The sequence below is a fragment of the Bartonella capreoli genome (assembly GCF_902813205.1).
Taxonomy (GTDB): Bacteria; Pseudomonadota; Alphaproteobacteria; order Rhizobiales; family Rhizobiaceae; genus Bartonella; species Bartonella schoenbuchensis.
This window is the reverse complement of record NZ_CADDZX010000005.1, coordinates 127,893-147,133: the sequence shown is the minus strand read 5'-3', so window position 1 is coordinate 147,133 and position 19,241 is coordinate 127,893. Positions and strand designations below refer to the sequence as shown.

The window sequence follows — 19,241 nt, the reverse complement described above, 5'->3', positions numbered from 1 at the left end:
TCTATTGCAAATCAAGGTAGTCAGAATATCTTATTATTGTTCCGTAATTAATTCCATAGAGTTTTTACATGAAAAAGGCTGCGCATCTGCGTGGCCTTTTTTATTAACTACTCGAATAATAAATATACCTTGTTTTTTCTGATAAGAGCAATCTAACTTAGTTAATTAGAACATGGGTTAGGGAAGTAGGGTCAGATGTGCTTTTATAAGCGTATGTATCAGTGATATAAATCAGGCTTTTTACCTGAATAAAAATTGTATTTTTACTAGAATATGAGGCTTTAAATTTTTTTCGGAAAAGATAATAAGGCACTAATTACATATTTGGGTAAAAAGGTCCTTCACTTCCTTGCGGGCAAGTCCAATTGATATTTTGGTTAGGATCTTTAATATCACATGTTTTACAATGGATGCAGTTTGAGGCGTTAATGATATAAATTTTATGATCATTATGGTCTAGCCATTCATAGACACAAGCGGGGCAATAGCGTGTGGAAGGTCCCCCATAGATTGCATATTCAGAATTTTTATGTTTTTCCAGTGAGGTTATTTTTAAATGGCAAGGTTGATTTTCCGTATGATGCGTATTGGAAAGTGCTACACTGGAAAGGCAATCAAAAGTCACAATACCATCTGGCTTGGAATAAGCTATAGGTTGAAATTTTTCTGCTGGTTCCAAATATGCATAGTCTGGTTTTCCATGAGAGAGTGTTCTAAATAAAGAAAAGCCAAAAATCTGTTGCCACCACATATCAAATATAGCAAGTTTAATTCCGTATTTTGTACCATATTTTGCCCAGAGAGGCTTGGTATTACGTGCTATATAAAGATCTTTTCCGATAGGACCTTTACGCCAATGATCTTCGATCTCTTTGACTTCATCATGGGCACGATCTTGAGCAAGGGCATCAGCTATTTTGTCAGCTGCTAATATGCCGGATAATATGGCATTATGTGAGCCTTTTATACGAGGTACATTAACAAAGCCAGCAGAACATCCAATGAGTGCACCACCAGGAAAGGTGAGTTTTGGTACAGATTGCCAGCCACCTTCACTGATGACACGTGCGCCATAAGCAAGACGCTTTGCACCCTTTAAAAGTTCGTACAGTTTAGGATGTGTTTTGAAACGTTGAAATTCTTCAAAAGGAGAGAGATAAGGATTTTTATAATCCAAATGTACAACAAGGCCAACAGAAATCAAATTGTCTTTTTGATGATAAAGAAAACCTCCACCACCAGCGTTATTATCCAATGGCCAGCCGATGAAATGCTGAACTAAACCAGGTTTATGCTTTGAGGAGTCAACTTCCCAAAGTTCTTTAAGACCAAGACCAAATTTTTGTGGTTCACGATCCTTGCTAAGATCGAATTTTTGTATGAGTTGTTTAGCAATTGAGCCACGCGCTCCTTCAGCAATGAGGGTATATTTTGCTAGTAAAGCCATGCCAGGAATATAATTTTTTCCAGGTGTTCCTTCTTTTTCAATGCCCATATCACCTGTGAGAACACCAATAACAGCTCCTTTATTATTATAAAGAACCTGAGATATGGCAAATCCGGGATAAATTTCAACGCCAAGCGCTTCTGCTTTTTTACTTAGCCAACGGCAAACACTCCCCAGTGAAACGATATAACAACCATCATTTGATAAGATTTTTGGGAGAAAAATATTAGGTAATACTTTAGTGCTTGTTGGCTTCAATAGAAAAAATTGATCGCTAGTGACAGGTGTTTTGAAAGGATGATTTTGTTCATTTTGCCATTCTGGTAAAAGTGTATTTATGCCGATAGGATCAACCACTGCACCTGATAGAATGTGAGCACCGATTTCTGAGCTTTTTTCGAGGATTACAATAGAAAGCTTGGGGTTGTTTTGTTTCAAACGAATTGCAGCAGAAAGGCCTGCAGGTCCTGCTCCTACAATGACTACATCAAATTCCATACTTTCACGTTGGTGATGTGTAGGTACATTCATAATAAAGCTTTCTCTAACTCAGGAATGATATGGTGAAGATCACCTACCAGGGCGTAATCAGCAATATGCATGATAGGGGCTTCTTCGTCTTTATTAATAGCCACAATGATTTGTGCATCCATTATTCCTGCTAAATGCTGAATAGCACCAGAGATGCCTATAGCAATATAGAGTTGAGGAGCAACGATTTTTCCTGTTTGTCCAATTTGCCAATCATTTGGGGCATAACCTGCATCAACTGCTGCACGGCTAGCACCCACCGCAGCTCCTAGTTTGTTTGCGAGCGGTAGAAGTAGTTCCATAAATTTCTCTTGTGAGCCAAATCCACGTCCACCTGCTACAATGATTTGTGCTGATGTAAGGTTAGGGCAGTCACTTTTGTTGGTTTCTTCTTTTACAAAAGAAGAAAGGTTTGGGTTAGGAGCTGGTGTTATTGTTTTAATAGGGGCAGAATTTCCTTGAAGAGTTGGAGTGAAAGAGGCTGTACGTACTGTTATAACCTTTTGGCGGTCATTTGCACGCACAGTTTCAATGGCATTACCTGCGTAAATTGGTCGTTTAAAGGTATCAGATGAGACAACGCCAATAATGTCTGAAATTTGCATAAGGTCAAGGAAAGCAGCTACGCGCGGCATTACACTTTTGCCAATACTTGTGGAAGCTGCCATGATTACATCATAGTTATTAGCAAGTTCGATAATCGTTGCTGCTACAGGTTCGGCTAATTGATGCGCTAGGTAATCAGCTTCAGCAACAAGTACTTGCCGGACACCAACCAATTGGGCACTATTTTCTGCAATCGCTTGAACCTTTGTTCCACAGACTAAAATATCAACATTATCACCAATTAAATGAGCGGCAGTGAGTGCTTTTGCAGTTTCTTCTGACAAGGAATGATTATTATGTTCGGCCAATAAGAGAATTGCCATAAGTTATTGCCTTTTTATGCATTGTTACTTTTGATATATCTATTATCGTATTTTAAATACAACTTGTTTTTTTAAGCGCACTAACAAGCTCTGCTACATTTGCTACTTTAATTCCTGCTTGACGGGATTGAGGTTCTTCAATGTTAAGCACTGTTAAACGTGCTCGCGTATCTGCGCATAAATCAGCAAGTGCCTTTTGTTCAATAGGTTTCTTTTTAGCTTTTATAATATTAGGAAGAGAAGTATAACGCGGCTCATTTAATCGCAGATCAGTAGTCATAACAACAGGGAGAGGTAAGCAAATAGTTTGCGTACCACCATCTACTTCGCGAGTAATAGTAGCTTGATGGTTTTCTATGTTTAGATGTGAGGCAAATGTTGCTTGCCCCCAACCAAGCAGAGCTGCTAACATTTGACCAGTTTGATTACTTTCGTCATCAATTGCTTGTTTGCCTAAAAAAACCATAGTTGGTTTTTCTTCAAGAATGATTGTTTTAAGAGTTTTTGCAATTGCTAAAGGCTCAAGCACTTCTTCAGTTTTGACAAGGATGGCGCGGTCAGCACCCATTGCAAGTCCTGCTCGTAAGGTTTCTTGTGCTGCTTCTGGCCCAATTGAAACAAGAACAACTTCTGAAATTTTACCGGCTTCTTTTTGCCGGATAGCTTCTTCTACAGCGATTTCATCAAAAGGGTTCATAGACATTTTTACATGGGATAGATCAACACCTGTGCCATCAGGTTTAACACGTATTTTGATATTATAATCAACAACACGTTTGACAGCGACAATTATTTTCATAATGATCCTCTTTAATTGATATAGTCACTATTTTATAATAATAACCACAAGAAACCAAATCATTTAAGATTAATGCCAACAGTTGGTTTTGAAAAACATTGCTATAAAGATATAAGCCTTTGGTCAATGGTAAGAACAGGTCAGTTAGGTGTTGTATTAGAATTGAATGGGGTGAAAATTAGTAACATTTCCATTAATTTTTGTTAGTTAACTTTGTTTTATATTATTATTTTCAATTTCTCTTATCGTTTTAAAGCTCTATTTACTAAAATGAGCCACACTCTCTATTAGAAGTATGATTTCTTGAAAAAGATGAAAAGGGATGCATCTGTGAATATGAAACGTCACGTTATAAACCCAGTTGTACATAATCAACTTTCTACTTTTGTTGTTGAACAAAAGCAGAAAACGAAAAAACATGCCGAGATAACTATGTCCGATATTGCTACTAAGTTGCGCTACGTTTACACACAAATGCAGATAAAAAAAGTGCCAAATCAATTAATTATGCAGAGCTTTGTAGATAATAGTATTAAATCTTATTTAGATACAATTAGTCGGGCAATTTTAGCTGAGCATTCTGCACGTGATCAAGCGCAAAAAAAGCTTTTTGAACGTTTGGAGCAGATAGAAAGACTTGTTCAAAAACTTCTTCATGAAAAGAAAAATTCACAAGAAACTGTCATGAAGCAATATGTTCCTCGTGCACAATCAATTAATTCTGTTGTGCATCATCTTGCTCATATGACATGCGAAGAAAACTAAACATTTGGTGCATTAAGAAAACGCAATTTTCTAGAAAGTAGTCAATTGAATTCACCTTAACAAAGTAATTTTAGTTCTTTACCAATAAAAGCTGTGAAACATTTCTTAATAAAATTCTGTGAGGTTTTTCAAAAAGGAAAGCCTTTTTAATACTCAATTACCTAGTTATTTAGTTAAAGCTTCTTGGTGTGTGCTTTTTTCAAAAAAAACTCTAAGATCTTTTTTTCTTATCACTACAGAGTTTTATGGAAATTTGTTTTTTAAGAGAGCTTCTTAAGGTGCTTTATTTTCTACGGAAGATGCGTAAAAAAAGAAAAACAGGCATAACAATTACTGCACCAGCCAAGGTCATATGGAAAAGGTTTACAAAAGTCATAAATCCTGTTTCCCATAGAGATTGAAGGAAGTCTATTATTTCCCAAATAAGATCAATAGGTGTCCACCCTAGGATATTTATCGCAATTCCAGTGAAAAATGAAAGGATAAGCAGTTTTACAGCAATACGCCCCGGTGTACCACCAAGAAATGAATGAAGAGAATTGTGTGTATTTTTTCTATTTTTCATTTTAACGTGACTTCAAATATACTAAACTATGTATATAGTGCAAATGATATACACATAACGGGAGAAAAACACGGATTTTAACGTTATTTGTTTGCTCTTTGTTTTTTAAGTTTTGTTCTCAAATTTTACATCCTTAAATATTAGCGTAATATTTGAGCTGTTTTTTTTGAACTGCTTTCATGTTTAATTGATAATTTTTGTAATATTTTCATAAGAATTTCTCATTGTTTGCTTGATGTTGTTTAATTTTTAGAGTTCATCAAACGTTATTGGCAATTTTTACCAGTAATTTTCACCTGTTAGATGACAGTGAGCATATTCTCAATATAATGTTATTGTGGAAGCGTTAATATGTTGTGCATAGAATATGTTTCAAGAGATTCCGCTTTATAGAGATACTATTCATCTTCATAAAGATGTATTTATGTTACAGTTTGAGTTGAGTGTTTTTAAGGTTAAGAGAGTTGAAAAATACGACGGATTTATTTAGTCCACGACCGGTGGCAACAAATGTAGCAGAATTTAGTGTTTCTGAAGTATCAAGTGCTTTAAAACGCATTATTGAGGACAAGTTTGCTTATATACGGGTACGGGGGGAGATATCTGGTTATCGTGGTGTTCATGCTTCAGGTCACGCATATTTTGCCTTAAAAGATGATAAAGCTCGGTTAGAGGCTGTTATTTGGCGAAGCTTAATGGAAAAGCTTAAATTCCCTCCTGAAGAAGGGATGGAAGTGATTGCTGTCGGCAAACTTACTACTTATCCAGGTTCATCAAAATATCAAATAGTCATTGATGCTCTTGAGCCAACAGGGGTTGGTGCTTTAATGACACTTTTAGAAAATCGTAAGAAAAAACTTGCAGATGAAGGCTTATTTGATGAAACAAAAAAGAAGCCACTACCTTATATGCCTCAAATTATAGGTGTTGTGACATCACCAACAGGAGCTGTTATTCACGATATTATTCATCGTATATCAGATCGTTTTCCTTTGCATATTTTGGTTTGGCCTGTAAGAGTTCAGGGAGAAACGAGTGGTCGAGAAGTAGCTTGTGCTATTGATGGGTTTAACGCCCTACCTTTAGGTGGTGTTTTATTTAAGCCTGATCTTATTATTGTAGCACGCGGGGGAGGGAGTTTAGAAGATTTATGGGGGTTTAATGATGAGGCGGTCGTTCGTGCTGTTCATGCATCGACTATTCCTGTTATTTCTGCAGTTGGACATGAGACAGACTGGACTTTAATTGATTATGCTGCTGATTGGCGGGCACCAACTCCTACGGGAGCAGCAGAAAGAGCTGTTCCTGTTAAAATTGATCTTGAAGTGCAATTAGCATCACTTGGTGCACGTCTTCGTGGGGGATTGACGCGTTATTTTAGTTTTCATCAACAAAAATTGCGTGCTATTTCACGAGGTTTGCTTACTGCTGACCAATTACTCGCTTTACCACGTCGTGGTTTTGATGAAATTTCAAGCCGGTTGCAACGAGCTCTTTGTATAAGCTACGAGAAAAAACTTTTTTACTTTCATGCTCTTAGTGTTCGGTTTTCTCCGCGTTTGTTAAACAGTGAAAAAGCACGATACAATGTAAAAGGATATACGATACATCTTCGTCGTGCTTTTTTACGCAATGTTGAAAAACAACGTGCTCAGGCAGAGATGGCATTTAGGCTTTTAAAAAGCACTTCTTATCAGAATATTTTAGAACGGGGTTTTGTTTTGGCATTGGGTCAAGATAATAAGCCGGTCAAACGATTAGTGCAGTTGCCTAAAACAGGTCAGATGAGTTTACGTTTTTTTGATGGTGAAATTAACGTTTCAACATTTAATTGTGCTTCAAAAAACAAACGGATAAAACAGCAAAAAGATGATCAAGGAACACTCTTCTGATACGGTAGATTCTGTACTCAATGAAGGACTTTTGATGGGGGTGGATGGAAAAGTTCGTTGTTTTTGGGCAGGAACTGATCCGCTTTATTGCGCTTATCATGATCATGAATGGGGAAAACCCGTTTTTGATGATCTGCGTTTATTTGAAAAAATTTGTCTTGAAGGTTTTCAGGCAGGGCTTTCTTGGTTAACAATTTTGAAAAAAATCTCCCATTTTCGCAGTGCTTTTGATAACTTTGATTTTGAAAAGATCGTTTATTATGATGAAGCCAAAATCAAAATGTTAATGCAAGATAAAGGTATTATTCGCCATCATGGGAAAATCCGATCGGTGGTTAATAATGCTTTTAGGGCACAAGAAATTATAGCAGAGCAGGGCAGTTTATCCCACTATTTTTGGTCTTTTCAACCACCACCATCTGAGCGTCCTGAAAAGATAGATTTTCAAATGTGGCAGGACAATCCTGTAACAGCCGCTTCTATTCGTCTTTCTACAGATTTGAAAAAACGCGGTTGGACATTTGTTGGTCCCACTACTTGTTATGCTTTTATGCAGGCAGTAGGCATAGTTAATGATCATCTTGAAGGGTGTTTTTGTCGGTGAAACTGCGAAGATTTATTTTATAACCTATTTGTTTCTTGATTATAAACGATCATGAAAAGCTAAAATACATATCTGAGAGAAGGTGTTAAAGATAACGTGAGTTATATAGAGATTGATTATATAATATATTGACGCTTTAAATGGCAATTTTATTGTGCACTTATTAGTTGGGGAAAATGCTTAATAAACAGGTTTTATTTCTCTATTTTAAATCAAAATTCAGCATTTACTACTAGTAAAATATGAAGCAAATTGTTTGGGTATATTTAAAGGTAAATAGTGTGCGGAAATATTCTTTTGTATTTTACCGATTACTTAATTTATTCCAAGATAACACAACAGAAGTAGACATGCACTTTTAAAATTAAGTGTATTGAAATAATATCATTATTTTTAGGAGTTGCCCATGTGCTTTTGTAAAGATTCGTGATGTAGGAGAAGTTGCTTTACAAATTTTATATAATAATTTCATGTATTTTTGATAACCATGATAACCAGTTTAAGTTGAGGTTATGGCTTATATTGTTTTAAAAGGGTGTTTTGGTGCAAATATAAACCACTGTGTTAAAAAAACATTGTTTGAGAAGAATTTACAAGAATAGAAAAAACGAGATATTTATTTTTAAGTGTGAATTTATAGAGCAGACTTTTATAGTCCATTTTAAAATCACAATGTTGCAATCGTTGTATCTATTATTAAAAAATAAGTTAAAAGTAGTATGACTGTATGTTTTAGATATAATGGAGAAATAAATTCAGTGCATAAAGAAGGAAATGACCATCTAAAAGAATGCTTGCATTATATTTATTTAGTTTTTACTGATATAAACTTACTAATTTAGCTAAAATGGCTAATTTGTAAAATAAGAGTTTAAGGGAAAGATCTATGAATATGAAAAAGAAAATATTAAAAGGGAGCTGTTCTTTTGTTTCTGCTCTTATGGCTGTAGGCATGCTATTGCAACAAGTGTCAGCAAAAACACCTGCCGATACACTCATGATGGCTTGGAATCTTGATGCAATCAATGCGTTTGATCCTGCTCAAATCAATGATTCTTATAGCAGTGAAATTATTCATAATATTTGTGATAGTTTGGTTGATACTGATCCAAGTGATGCAACCAAAATGATTCCACATTTAGCAAAGAGTTGGGATGTTACAAGTGATCATAATACGGTGATTACTTTTCATTTGCGTGATAATTTAAAGTTTGCTGATGGACGGCCTGCCAGTGCTGGTGATCTTGTTTGGAGTATGAAGCGTGTTGTTCAATTAAATATGGCTAATGCGGCAACACTTAATGAATATGGTATTACAGCCCAAACAGTTGATTCTGCTATTTACGCGCCGGATGATAAAACTGTAGTAATGAAATTTGATAAGCCTTATCCAGCGGAGCTTATTCTTAATAATATTGCTGCTAATCGTGTTGCTATGTTGCTTGATCGTGAAACGATTATGAAACATGAAAAAGATAATGATATGGGAAACCGCTATTTAGCAACGCATGCTGCTTGTGTTGGGCCTTATCAGTTGGTCAGTTGGCGTCCTGGAGAAGCCATTTTACTACGTTCTCATTCCAATTATTGGGGAGAAGCACCTAAACTTAAACAAGTTCTAATTCGTCATGTTTCTGAATCTGGTACGCAACGCTTATTATTGCAAAAAAACGATATTGATGTAGCGCGTGACTTAACACCTGAGGCTTTGGAAGATCTTGAGAAAACAACAGATGTCAGGATTGAAAGAGTGTTGCAGCCAGCCATGATGTATTGGGGTTTTAATATGACAAACCCTATTTTTGCTAATGAAAAAGTGCGTTTGGCCATGCGCTATCTTATTGATTATGATAATCTTGGTAAAACAGTTTTGAAAGGTATTGGTATTCCACGCTCTAGTTTTATACCTATCGGCGTTTTTGGTGCTTTGGATGAAAAAGAAGGGCTACCTTTCAAACTTGATCTTCAAAAAGCTAAGCAGCTTTTAGTTGATGCAGGTTATCCAAAAGGGTTTGAAGCGCATATCATTGTGGGAGGGGCTCCTTATACTTTGCCGATCGTTCAGTCTATTCAAGATAATGCAGAAAAGGTGGGTGTGCACCTTAAAATTGAACGTGTAGCGGGAGCGCAATTGTTTTCAAAAGTTTCTGCACGTGCTTTTGATACAGCTTTTTTAGGATGGGTTAATGAGTCTGCAGATCCCCACACGATGGCTTTGCGTATTGTTTATAACCCCGATAATCGTTTTGAGGCTAAAAATACGGCTTATCCTAGTTGGCAACAAGGATATTTTGATGCAAATATGAATCAGCAAGTTGAAGACGCTCTATTTGAAAAGGATTTAGAAAAACGAGCGCAACAATATGCTGATTTGCAGCATCAACTTATGCAAAAAGGGCCTTATGCTTTTTTGTTTCAAAAATATAATACTGTAGCTGTTTCATCTGCTATTAAAAAATGGGTTTGGAATAGTGCGCCACGTGTTTTCTATAGTTCAATTGAAAAATAAGCGTATTTTAGATAATAAAAGTACAAAGGGTGAATAGTTATAAGGTTCATAATGAGCAGTAGCCCCTTACATAAAATAACTTTTAGTGATTTACCATACTAAACTGTAAGGGGTAGCTTATTCATAAAAGTTCAATTTATGTGTATTTAGATCAATATTAATAACACGTGGTAAGTAATATTGTTTGGTACATTTGCTTATATATTATGGTTAATTTATAACTTTAAGTACTGGGAAAGAAACTAAGAGCATTTTTGAGTTTAAGTTGGATAAGTAGAGTGAGTACGTGCGTGCGTACAATGTTTTTGTAAGGGAAAAAGCCAATAAAGAAATCGTAATCACTTTATTTGAAAACAGTAAAATATCATAAAAATAGGGATGAGAGGGAGTTTAAAATAATGCTTAAGGGTTTTTGTGCTTTATTAGGGTTAATCGTTTTTTTCAGTAGTTTAATGCCAGTAGCGCTAAGTGTGCCGCCTAAAAATACATTAATAATGGCATGGAACATTGATTCAATCAGTAATTTTGACCCTGCCCAATCTGTTGAAATTGTAACAAGTGAATTATTAAGTAATATTTGTAGTTCTTTAGTGCAGTTTGATAAACATGATTCTACAAAAATCCGTCCTGCTATGGCTCGGTCTTGGGATGTTTTAGAGGATGGAAAAAGAATTGTTTTTCATCTTCGTGATGATTTAAAATTTGATGATGGAAGGGTGGCTACTGCAAAAGATCTTGCTTGGTCAATGCAGCGAATCATTAAATTAAATCTGGGTTTTTCTCAATCTTTGGGAGATTTTGGATTTACCAAAGAAAATGTTGAAACTAGTATTCAAGCTCTTGATGATACAACTTTACAGTTAGACTTTGATAAGCCTTATCCTGTTCATCTTATATTGGCTACAATTGGGCAAACTTATACTGCTGCTTTGCTTGACCGGAAAACACTTGAAACAAATAGTGTTAATGGTGATATGGGGAATAAGTATTTAGCTACTCATTCGGCTTGTGTTGGTCCTTATAAATTAGTTCGTTGGCTTCCCGGGGAGCGGGTTGTTTTACAAGCCACCCAACATTATTGGGGAGAGAAACCCAAAATTAAACAAATCTTGGTACTTCATGTGGCTGAATCAACAAGCCAAAGGTTACTTTTAGAAAAGGGTGATGTGGATATAGCACGTGATCTTTCTTCAGAAGATGTTTTAGACATTGAAAAACAAGGAGGGCCTATCAAGATTAATCGTATTTTGCGTCCACAATCTGTTTATCTATCGTTGAATAATAAAAGAGAAATTTTGGCTCATGAAAAAGTAAGGTTGGCGTTGCGTTATCTTGTTGATTATGACAATCTTGGTAAAACAGTTTTGAAAGGTATTGCATTTCCTCGTGCAAGCTATATGCCGTTAGGCATGCCAGGCGCTTTGGATAAAAAAGAAGGAATGCCGTTTGAATTAGATTTAAAAAAGGCAAAACAATTAATAAATGAAGCAGGTTATCCAGATGGATTTAAAGCCAATCTTTTAATTGGTAGTCTTTCCTATATGTCATCTGTTGCACAGTCTATCCAGGAAAATGCACGCAAAATCGGAGTTGACCTTACAATTGAAAAAATGACACAAACTCAATTGTTAAGCCGCGTTCGTGGAGGAAATTATGACATTGCTATAATGGGGTGGCATACAACAATTCCCGATGGACATTTGTCTTCAATACGTCATGTTTTTAATCCTGATCCGACATTTACTCAAAAGCACAACATGTATTTAGCTTGGCGGGCTGGCTATTATGATGTAAAGGTTAATAAAATGGTGATGGATGCCTTATCTGAGAAAGATCAAAATAAACGTTTTGGACAATATCGCAATTTGCAGCATTATATTCTTTATCATGGTCCTATGGCTTATTTATTTCAGACCTATTATATCATTGGTATGGGGCCTAAGGTCAAAAAATGGTTTTGGAATAGTTTTGAAATTCGCTATAGTGAAGCAGAAAAATAAGTTGTAATTTTGTTACGAATAAGGGTCATATGAGTGTGCGAGTGCGATATATTTTCTTATATGACTAGGAAAGATCGCAAAGTATAGGTTTTATAAGTGTGTGGGGATTACCATAATGGTTTTATCGGATTCAAAAGCTGATGTGGCATTAGCACAAAAGCAGAGAAATCTGCGTGTATGGCCTTTTTTCTTTAGGCTGTTTAAGCTGTTAATTTCGATATTAATTACATTATTTGGTTTAGTGACAATTACTTTTTTTATTGGTCGTCTTTTACCTTTAGACCCTGTTATTGCTATCCTGGGTGATAATGTTAGTCAGGAAGCTTATGATACAATGTTTTATAAATTAGGTCTTGATCAGCCATTGATTGTACAATATTGGAATTATCTTCAAAATATTTTTCTGTTTGATTTAGGAGATGCTTTGACTTCGGGGCGTCCTGTTTTGGAAGATATTTTACGTGTATTTCCTGCAACGCTGGAACTTGCAACGGTTGCTGTTATTATTGGCACGAGTTTGGGTATTCCGTTAGGGGTCTTTGCAGCAATGTATCGTAATTCATTTATTGATTACTTCGTTCGTATTTTTACATTGATAAGTTATTCAACACCAGCTTTTTGGCTTGGATTGATGGCATTATTAGTATTTTATGCTAAGTTTGGTTGGATTGGTGGGCCAGGGCGTATTGATTTTCTTTATGAATATTCTTTCGAACCCAAAACAGGTTTATTTCTTTGGGATTCTGCTATGCAGGGTCAATGGGAAGTTTTTGGCAACGTTTTTAGTCACATTATTATGCCTGCCTTAATTTTAGCTTTTGGTGCTATGGCTTATATTAGCCGTATGACTCGTGGGTTTATGATTGAACAGCTTAATCAGGAATATATTCTTACAGCACGTGTTAAAGGATTATCATGGGCTCGAACAGTTTGGGGCCATGCTTTTCGTAATTCTGCTGTTCAAATTATTACTGTGGTTGGCCTTTCTTATGCGTTTTTGTTGGAAGGTGCTGTGTTGACAGAAACAGTTTTTGCTTGGCCTGGTTTCGGGCGTTATTTGACCAATGCGCTTTTTGCAGGAGATATGAACGCAGTTGTAGGTTGTACGCTACTTATAGGATGTTTTTTTGTTGCTATTAATTTATTTTCTGATTTGCTTTATCAGCTTTTTGATCCAAGGACACGTTGAATATGACAATAAGTAATCATAATAATCCGCGCTCGTCATTTTCTTTGAGTCGTTGGTTGAATGAATCTGTTCCGCAGTCAACAGTCCAGGCAAATATACAAAGATTTTATTACTCATTGACCATTTTTTTTCGTAATTTTTCAGCTGTATTGGGATTAGCTATTATCCTTGTTATTCTTTTGTGCGCGATTTTTGCACCTTGGATTGCTACCTATGATATTGCCAGCAATGATCTTACTCATCGATTACAACCACCGTCTATGTTGCATTATTTTGGGACTGATGAGTTGGGCCGTGATATTTTTAGTCGATTAATTTTTGGTGCACGTATTACCCTTTATATTGTTTTTTTAACGACAATTATTGTAGGTCCAATAGGACTGATTGTAGGCACTATGTCTGGCTATATAGGGGGGTGGGTTGATACGGTTTTAATGCGTATTGTAGATATTTTTCTTGCTTTCCCAAGTTTAATTTTAGCACTTGCTTTTTCGGCAGCTTTAGGGCCAGGTATTGAAAATGCAGCAATTGCAATTTCAATGGCATCATGGCCACCAATAGCACGTTTGGCGCGTGCAGAAACTTTGACCATACGTTCATCTGATTATGTTGCAGCAGTTTTTCTACAAGGTGCATCAATGTGGCGAATTATTTTGTTTCATATAGCACCAATGTGTATTCCTTCAGTGATTGTACGGTTAACATTAAATATGTCTGCAATTATTTTAACGGCTGCTGGTCTTGGCTTTTTGGGATTGGGTGCTCAACCGCCAACTCCTGAATGGGGCGTTATGCTTTCGACGGGTCGTGAATTTATGATGACAAGTTGGTGGTTGGCAGCGGTGCCAGGTTGTGCAATATTGCTTACAAGTCTTGCCTTCAATCTTTTAGGTGATGGACTTCGTGATATATTGGATCCGCGCAATGGATAAAAAATTATTAGAGATAAAAGATTTACGTATTTCATTTCCTACAACGCGTGGAATGTTAGAGGTTGTACGTGGCGTTAATTTTTCTGTAGGAAAAGAGAAAATTGGAATTGTTGGAGAATCTGGATCTGGAAAATCGACAACTGGGCGTGCAATTTTAAAGTTAAATCCAAGATCAGCAATTATCAAAGCTCAAAAAATGTGCTTTAATGATATAAATTTATTGGCTGCCAGGGAGCATCAGATGCGCTCTATTTGGGGAAAGCGTATTTCGATGATTTTACAAGATCCCAAATATTCACTTAATCCATTGATGCGAATTGGGAAGCAGATCATGGAAGCTTACCGTATTCATTATCGTGTTTCAAAAATGGAGGCATGGGAAAAAACAATTTCTGTGTTGGAATCTGTTCATATTCGCGATCCTGAACGTATTATGCGGTTATTTCCTCATGAAATATCAGGTGGAATGGGGCAGCGTGTTATGATTGCTATGATGCTTATCCCTAAGCCTGATTTGATTATTGCGGATGAGCCAACATCTGCACTTGATGTCACTGTAAGATGTCAGGTTTTAGCAATATTGGATGAGCTTGTGACAAAGTCTGGAGCGGGACTTATTTTCATTAGTCATGATTTAAATCTGGTTGCTGATTTTTGTGATCGTGTTTTAGTAATGTATGCCGGTCGTATATTGGAAGAGTTGCCTGCACGTGATTTATCTCGTGCATGTCATCCCTATACTAAGGCTCTTTTACAAAGTTTACCGCGGCTTGATAAACCGGTTGACGTTTTGTCTGTCCCTGAACGGAATCCTGATTGGTTACATGGCCCAACAATTGTTAATGGCGTTGAAGGATCTTACCATGACCAATTGTAAAAATATTATTGAGGTTTTTGATTTGTCTGTAACCTTTGGACGTGGGCACAAGGCGGTAAAGGTTGTTAAGGAAGTCAATTTTCATATTAAGCGTGGTGAATCTTATGGTTTGATTGGTGAATCAGGATGCGGAAAATCAACCATTTTGAATGCATTAGTTGGGCTTATTCCCGGTTATAGGGGGCATTTTACCTTTGATGGACAAGAAGTATTAAGGAAAAAAAGTAAAACTTTTTTACGCCGTATTCAAATGGTCTTTCAAGATCCTTATGCTTCGCTTCATCCAAGGAAAATGGTGCATACGGTTCTTTCAGAATCTCTTACAATCCATGGCATGGATAATCAAAAGGAAAGGGTGCACAATGTTTTGCATTCTGTTGGTTTGGATTCTTCATTTCTTTACCGTTATCCACATGAGTTGTCAGGAGGGCAGCGTCAGCGTATTGCCCTTGCACGTGCTTTGATTATTGAGCCAGAAGTTTTGTTGCTAGATGAGCCAACATCTGCACTGGATGTATCTGTGCAGGCTGAAATTTTGAATTTATTGAAATCATTACGAGAAGAAAAACAATTAACCTATTTGATGGTGTCCCATGATCTTCCTGTTGTTGCGCATATATGTGAGCGTATTGGAATTATGCATCAAGGAGTTATTTTGGAAGAGTTAAGTAATAGTAATTTGCGCCATTTGCGTGCGCAACATGATTATACAAAAATGTTTCTTAAAGCGAGTACTAAGCCAATTTCTTATGAAGAAGAGAAAACATAATTGGTTTTACAAAAATAAGAGAGGTTTTCTTTATCTTTCGATTTTTTTTGCCTTTTTATTATAAAAACATTTTATAAATATGGGCTTGATGCCTAAATTTTGGTAATATGATTGCTTATTGATTTAAAAGTTTTACTATTATTCTCTAAAAAATTATTTATAATTATCTAATAGAATTCGTCAAAAACCAATAGCGCAGAATTCCTTAAAAGTGCTATAAAAAATGCTGGTAGCGGAGGAGGGATTCGAACCCCCGACACAAGGATTATGATTCCTCTGCTCTAACCTACTGAGCTACTCCGCCAAAACAGAAAGATATTACAAAACAATTTTATCTTTGGCGGATATAAGAGGTAGAATAGTGAGATGTCAAGCATCGTTTTTAAGCTTTTCTCTTGTCATTCTATTTCATCCCCGATATGGAATGAATGGAAATATAATTTTCATAAAGTTAGGCAAATAAGGTGTAAAAATGACACCACGTGTAGCGGTTTTAGGATGCGGTTATTGGGGTGGGAATCATATACGAACACTCCAAAGTCTTGGAGCTTTAGCAGCAGTTTCTGATATTGATTCTAATCGAGCTATGAGTTTTGCAAACGCGCATAACGTTGAAACTATAGCGCCTGATGATCTTTTTACTCATGGGGATATTGATGCGATTGTATTAGCACTTCCTCCACAATTTCATACAGATAATGCACTACGTGCTCTAAAAAATGGTAAAGATATTTTGGTTGAAAAACCAATTGCTTTAAATATGGCTGATGCTGAGCGCCAAGTTCATGTGGCTAATGAACATGGGCGGATTTTTATGGTAGGCCATGTTTTACGTTTTCATCCTGCTTTTGAAAAAATATGTGAATTAGTGGCGAATAAAGAATTGGGAGATGTGCGTTATATTTATTCTCACCGATTAGGTTTTGGAAAATTTCATATGCAAAGTGATGCCCTATGGGATCTTGCTCCTCATGATCTTTCAATGATTTTTGCGTTGACAGGGTGTGAACCTTCTGAAATTCGGGGAGAGGGTTCTGCAATGATTGATCAACTTTCTGATTTTGCACATATTCATATGGCGTTTCCAAATGGTATACGCAGCCACCTTTTTACTTCACGCCTTAGTCCTTATCGTGAAAGACGTTTAACAGTCGTTGGTACAAAAGCTATGCTTGTATTTGATGATATGGAACTGTGGAATCGTAAATTAGCATTTTGCCGCTTTTCTGTTTGGCAAGAAAATAAAGAGTGGGCTTTTCATTCTGATGAATTAAATTATATTGATATTTGTGAAGGTTTACCGCTTACTTATGAATTGCAGCATTTTCTTCATTGTATTGAAACGCGTCAGACACCTCGTACAAATGGCGATGATGCTCTTGCTGTTTTACGAACTTTAATCGCTGCTAATATCAATCATCGGAGATGAAAAAATAAATAGTATTTTCATGTTCTTGTAATTATCAATGGAGTTAATATGCAATTTATCGACCTTGGGGCGCAGCGCGCACGCATTGAAGAGAAAATTAATGCCGCAATTGCGCATGTGGTGGCCAGTGGTCAGTATGTTTTAGGGCCGCAAGTAACAGAATTTGAAGAAAAATTAGCAGATTATCTTGGCGTTAAACATGTGGTTGCATGTGCCAATGGAACTGATGCATTGATGATGCCCCTTATGGCTAAAAATATTGGGCCAGGTGATGCTGTTTTTTGCCCAAGCTTTACATTTTCTGCAACAGCTGAGGTTGTTGCTTTGGTAGGAGCAAAACCTGTTTTTGTAGATGTTTTGCCGGATACGTTCAATATTGACGTTGATAAACTTGGTGAAGCAATCAAAATGATAAAGAAAGAGGGGCAACTCAAGCCAAAAGCAATTATTTCCGTTGATTTGTTTGGGCTGCCTGCTGATTATAAAACAATTTCTGCAATAGCTGCGAGAGAAAATCTTTTTGTTATTGAAGATACTGCTCAAGCAATAGGTGGTAAAATAGGTAATGTTATGTGCGGGGCTTTTGGTGATGTTGCAGCAACAAGTTTTTATCCAGCAAAACCACTAGGATGTTATGGTGACGGAGGCGCTATGATGACCAATGATGGTGACCTGGCAGCGCTTTTACGTTCAATTTTGTTTCATGGTAAAGGGAAAACACAATATGATAATGTTCGTATTGGTTTAAATTCACGGTTGGATACAATTCAAGCTGCAATTTTATTAGAAAAACTTGAAATCATTGAAGACGAGATGGAAAGGCGTGTGGCAATTGCTCAGCGTTATTCTAATGGTTTAAAAGATATTGTAACAGTTCCAGAAGTGGGAGAGGATATTCGTTGTGCTTATGCGCAATATACTATTAAGGTGAAAAATCGCGATCAATTAAAGATGTATTTGCAGAAAAACAGCATTCCTACAATGGTTTATTATAATACTCCATTGCATTTACAACCAGCTTATAAACACTTTCCCTATGTGAAAGGTTCTCTTTCTGTTTCTGAATCTTTAGCAGATTGTGTTTTAAGTTTGCCTATGCATCCTTATTTATCGCAAAGTGATCAGGATGTAATTATTCAACACATAAGAAATTTTTATCATTCTTAAGAGAATATTTGCACTTTTAAAAGACTAAGTTGTTATATTCGTTTTATTTTTTTGAATGCATCGTTTTTTGAAGAGAATTTTTTACGCTGTGATTTTATAAAATAAAATTTAAAATTATACGAAGATGTCTCATCAGAAAAGTTCTCATAGAGAGAAGTATATTTGTATTTTTATTCTCAATATAAGATGAGAATACTTATAACAATGAGGTCATTGATTGATATAATCTTTATCTTTGTTAGCCACCATATAAACGGCTTTTAATAAACGGGTAGATTAAAAAACAAAATTTAAATAACAAACTGATAATATGTAAGCTAAAAAATATTATAAGCGTTATAATGTTTTTTCATTATGAAAAATATCAATAATGGCTTTTTAAAAAAATAAGATAATTATCAATTGAGTAAGCAGTATTTTATGGATCAATATAAAAAGCAAGAAGAGACAAAATTTCAAAATTATTCAAAATGAACGTTGTAGTTTATAATCCAATTGTCACTATGATCATAATGAGGATTCTTATCCTAATATAGAAATAGAGTTTCAAGTGTACTAGCAATTGTAAGTAGCTGGTATAAGATTACTGTAAATGTTTAAACAAGATAATAATTGCATTTTCCAAAGACGGATCGTGAAACAAATAAAATACAACATGAACCGATTATGTGGTTAGGAGATATATAAGGAATTTTTCGACATTTTATGTGTTATTAATAATTGCGACAAAAGATATCCAAAAATTTATAGTAATTTAGATCGCTTATAAAATCTTTTAAAGATTATAATTTAGGCAGTTTTTTTATGCTGGGGGTATCGTTAAAAGGTGTATAATTT

Annotated in this window: 15 protein-coding genes and 1 tRNA gene; 11 read left to right on the top strand and 5 right to left on the bottom strand. The window is 35.8% G+C overall.

Translation table 11 applies throughout. From position 1 onward, the window contains the following. Positions 1-316: 316 nt before the first annotated feature. From J7R05_RS05685 to J7R05_RS05675, 3 genes are read right to left on the bottom strand one after another with little or no spacing between them, the layout of a single operon-like run. Positions 317-1,978, bottom strand: coding sequence for an electron transfer flavoprotein-ubiquinone oxidoreductase (locus J7R05_RS05685; protein ID WP_208541554.1), 1,662 nt, complete (start codon positions 1,976-1,978; stop codon positions 317-319). Next, positions 1,975-2,907: an electron transfer flavoprotein subunit alpha/FixB family protein gene (locus tag J7R05_RS05680; protein WP_208541553.1), complete on the bottom strand. Its 933-nt coding sequence runs from the start codon at positions 2,905-2,907 to the stop codon at positions 1,975-1,977. Before J7R05_RS05680 ends, J7R05_RS05685 begins: the two co-directional genes overlap by 4 nt. Positions 2,908-2,959: 52 nt before the next feature. Next, positions 2,960-3,706 (bottom strand): electron transfer flavoprotein subunit beta/FixA family protein, encoded by a 747-nt coding sequence (locus tag J7R05_RS05675; RefSeq protein ID WP_208541552.1) that lies wholly within the window; start codon positions 3,704-3,706, stop codon positions 2,960-2,962. A gap of 336 nt (positions 3,707-4,042) precedes the next feature. On the opposite strand from J7R05_RS05675, the gene J7R05_RS05670 reads away from it, so the two are divergent. Continuing rightward, on the top strand, positions 4,043-4,471 hold the full coding sequence (locus tag J7R05_RS05670) for a hypothetical protein (RefSeq protein ID WP_208541551.1): 429 nt from the start codon (positions 4,043-4,045) through the stop codon (positions 4,469-4,471). 283 nt (positions 4,472-4,754) lie between these two features. Here the strand turns inward: J7R05_RS05670 and J7R05_RS05665 are convergent, their stop codons facing one another. Continuing rightward, entirely contained in the window at positions 4,755-5,036 is a 282-nt protein-coding gene (locus tag J7R05_RS05665) for a DUF6460 domain-containing protein (RefSeq protein WP_208541550.1), read from the bottom strand. Between the two features lie 464 nt (positions 5,037-5,500). On the opposite strand from J7R05_RS05665, the gene xseA reads away from it, so the two are divergent. The 8 genes from xseA to J7R05_RS05625 all read left to right on the top strand — a co-directional run bounded on the left by xseA (position 5,501) and on the right by J7R05_RS05625 (position 15,808). Further along, positions 5,501-6,928, top strand: coding sequence for an exodeoxyribonuclease VII large subunit (xseA, locus tag J7R05_RS05660; protein WP_208541549.1), 1,428 nt, complete (start codon positions 5,501-5,503; stop codon positions 6,926-6,928). Beyond that, positions 6,906-7,532 carry a DNA-3-methyladenine glycosylase I gene (locus tag J7R05_RS05655; protein ID WP_208541548.1) on the top strand — a complete coding sequence of 209 codons (627 nt, stop codon included), beginning with the start codon at positions 6,906-6,908 and terminating at the stop codon, positions 7,530-7,532. Before xseA ends, J7R05_RS05655 begins: the two co-directional genes overlap by 23 nt. An 886-nt stretch (positions 7,533-8,418) precedes the next feature. After that, positions 8,419-10,041 carry an ABC transporter substrate-binding protein gene (locus tag J7R05_RS05650; protein ID WP_208541547.1) on the top strand — a complete coding sequence of 541 codons (1,623 nt, stop codon included), beginning with the start codon at positions 8,419-8,421 and terminating at the stop codon, positions 10,039-10,041. A 398-nt stretch (positions 10,042-10,439) separates the two neighbouring features. Continuing rightward, complete coding sequence (locus J7R05_RS05645; protein ID WP_208541546.1) at positions 10,440-12,041, top strand: ABC transporter substrate-binding protein; 1,602 nt, start codon at positions 10,440-10,442, stop codon at positions 12,039-12,041. Between the two features lie 115 nt (positions 12,042-12,156). Further along, complete coding sequence (locus tag J7R05_RS05640) at positions 12,157-13,230, top strand: ABC transporter permease (RefSeq protein ID WP_208541545.1); 1,074 nt, start codon at positions 12,157-12,159, stop codon at positions 13,228-13,230. Between the two features lie 2 nt (positions 13,231-13,232). Further along, positions 13,233-14,162, top strand: a complete 930-nt coding sequence (locus J7R05_RS05635; protein WP_208541544.1) for an ABC transporter permease — start codon at positions 13,233-13,235, stop codon at positions 14,160-14,162. Then, on the top strand, positions 14,155-15,039 hold the full coding sequence (locus tag J7R05_RS05630; RefSeq protein ID WP_208541543.1) for an ABC transporter ATP-binding protein: 885 nt from the start codon (positions 14,155-14,157) through the stop codon (positions 15,037-15,039). Before J7R05_RS05635 ends, J7R05_RS05630 begins: the two co-directional genes overlap by 8 nt. Then, positions 15,026-15,808 (top strand): ABC transporter ATP-binding protein, encoded by a 783-nt coding sequence (locus tag J7R05_RS05625; RefSeq protein WP_208541542.1) that lies wholly within the window; start codon positions 15,026-15,028, stop codon positions 15,806-15,808. The genes J7R05_RS05630 and J7R05_RS05625 overlap by 14 nt, the downstream gene beginning before the upstream one ends. A 227-nt stretch (positions 15,809-16,035) precedes the next feature. Here the strand turns inward: J7R05_RS05625 and J7R05_RS05620 are convergent. Then, positions 16,036-16,112 (bottom strand) — tRNA-Met (locus J7R05_RS05620). Positions 16,113-16,280: 168 nt separating this feature from the next. On the opposite strand from J7R05_RS05620, the gene J7R05_RS05615 reads away from it, so the two are divergent. Together J7R05_RS05615 and J7R05_RS05610 are read left to right on the top strand one after the other, a co-directional pair. Next, positions 16,281-17,237 carry a Gfo/Idh/MocA family protein gene (locus J7R05_RS05615; RefSeq protein WP_208541541.1) on the top strand — a complete coding sequence of 319 codons (957 nt, stop codon included), beginning with the start codon at positions 16,281-16,283 and terminating at the stop codon, positions 17,235-17,237. A gap of 48 nt (positions 17,238-17,285) precedes the next feature. Further along, a complete protein-coding gene (locus tag J7R05_RS05610) occupies positions 17,286-18,404 on the top strand; it encodes a DegT/DnrJ/EryC1/StrS family aminotransferase (RefSeq protein ID WP_208541540.1) in 1,119 nt (372 codons plus the stop codon). The last annotated feature ends 837 nt before the right edge of the window (positions 18,405-19,241 follow it).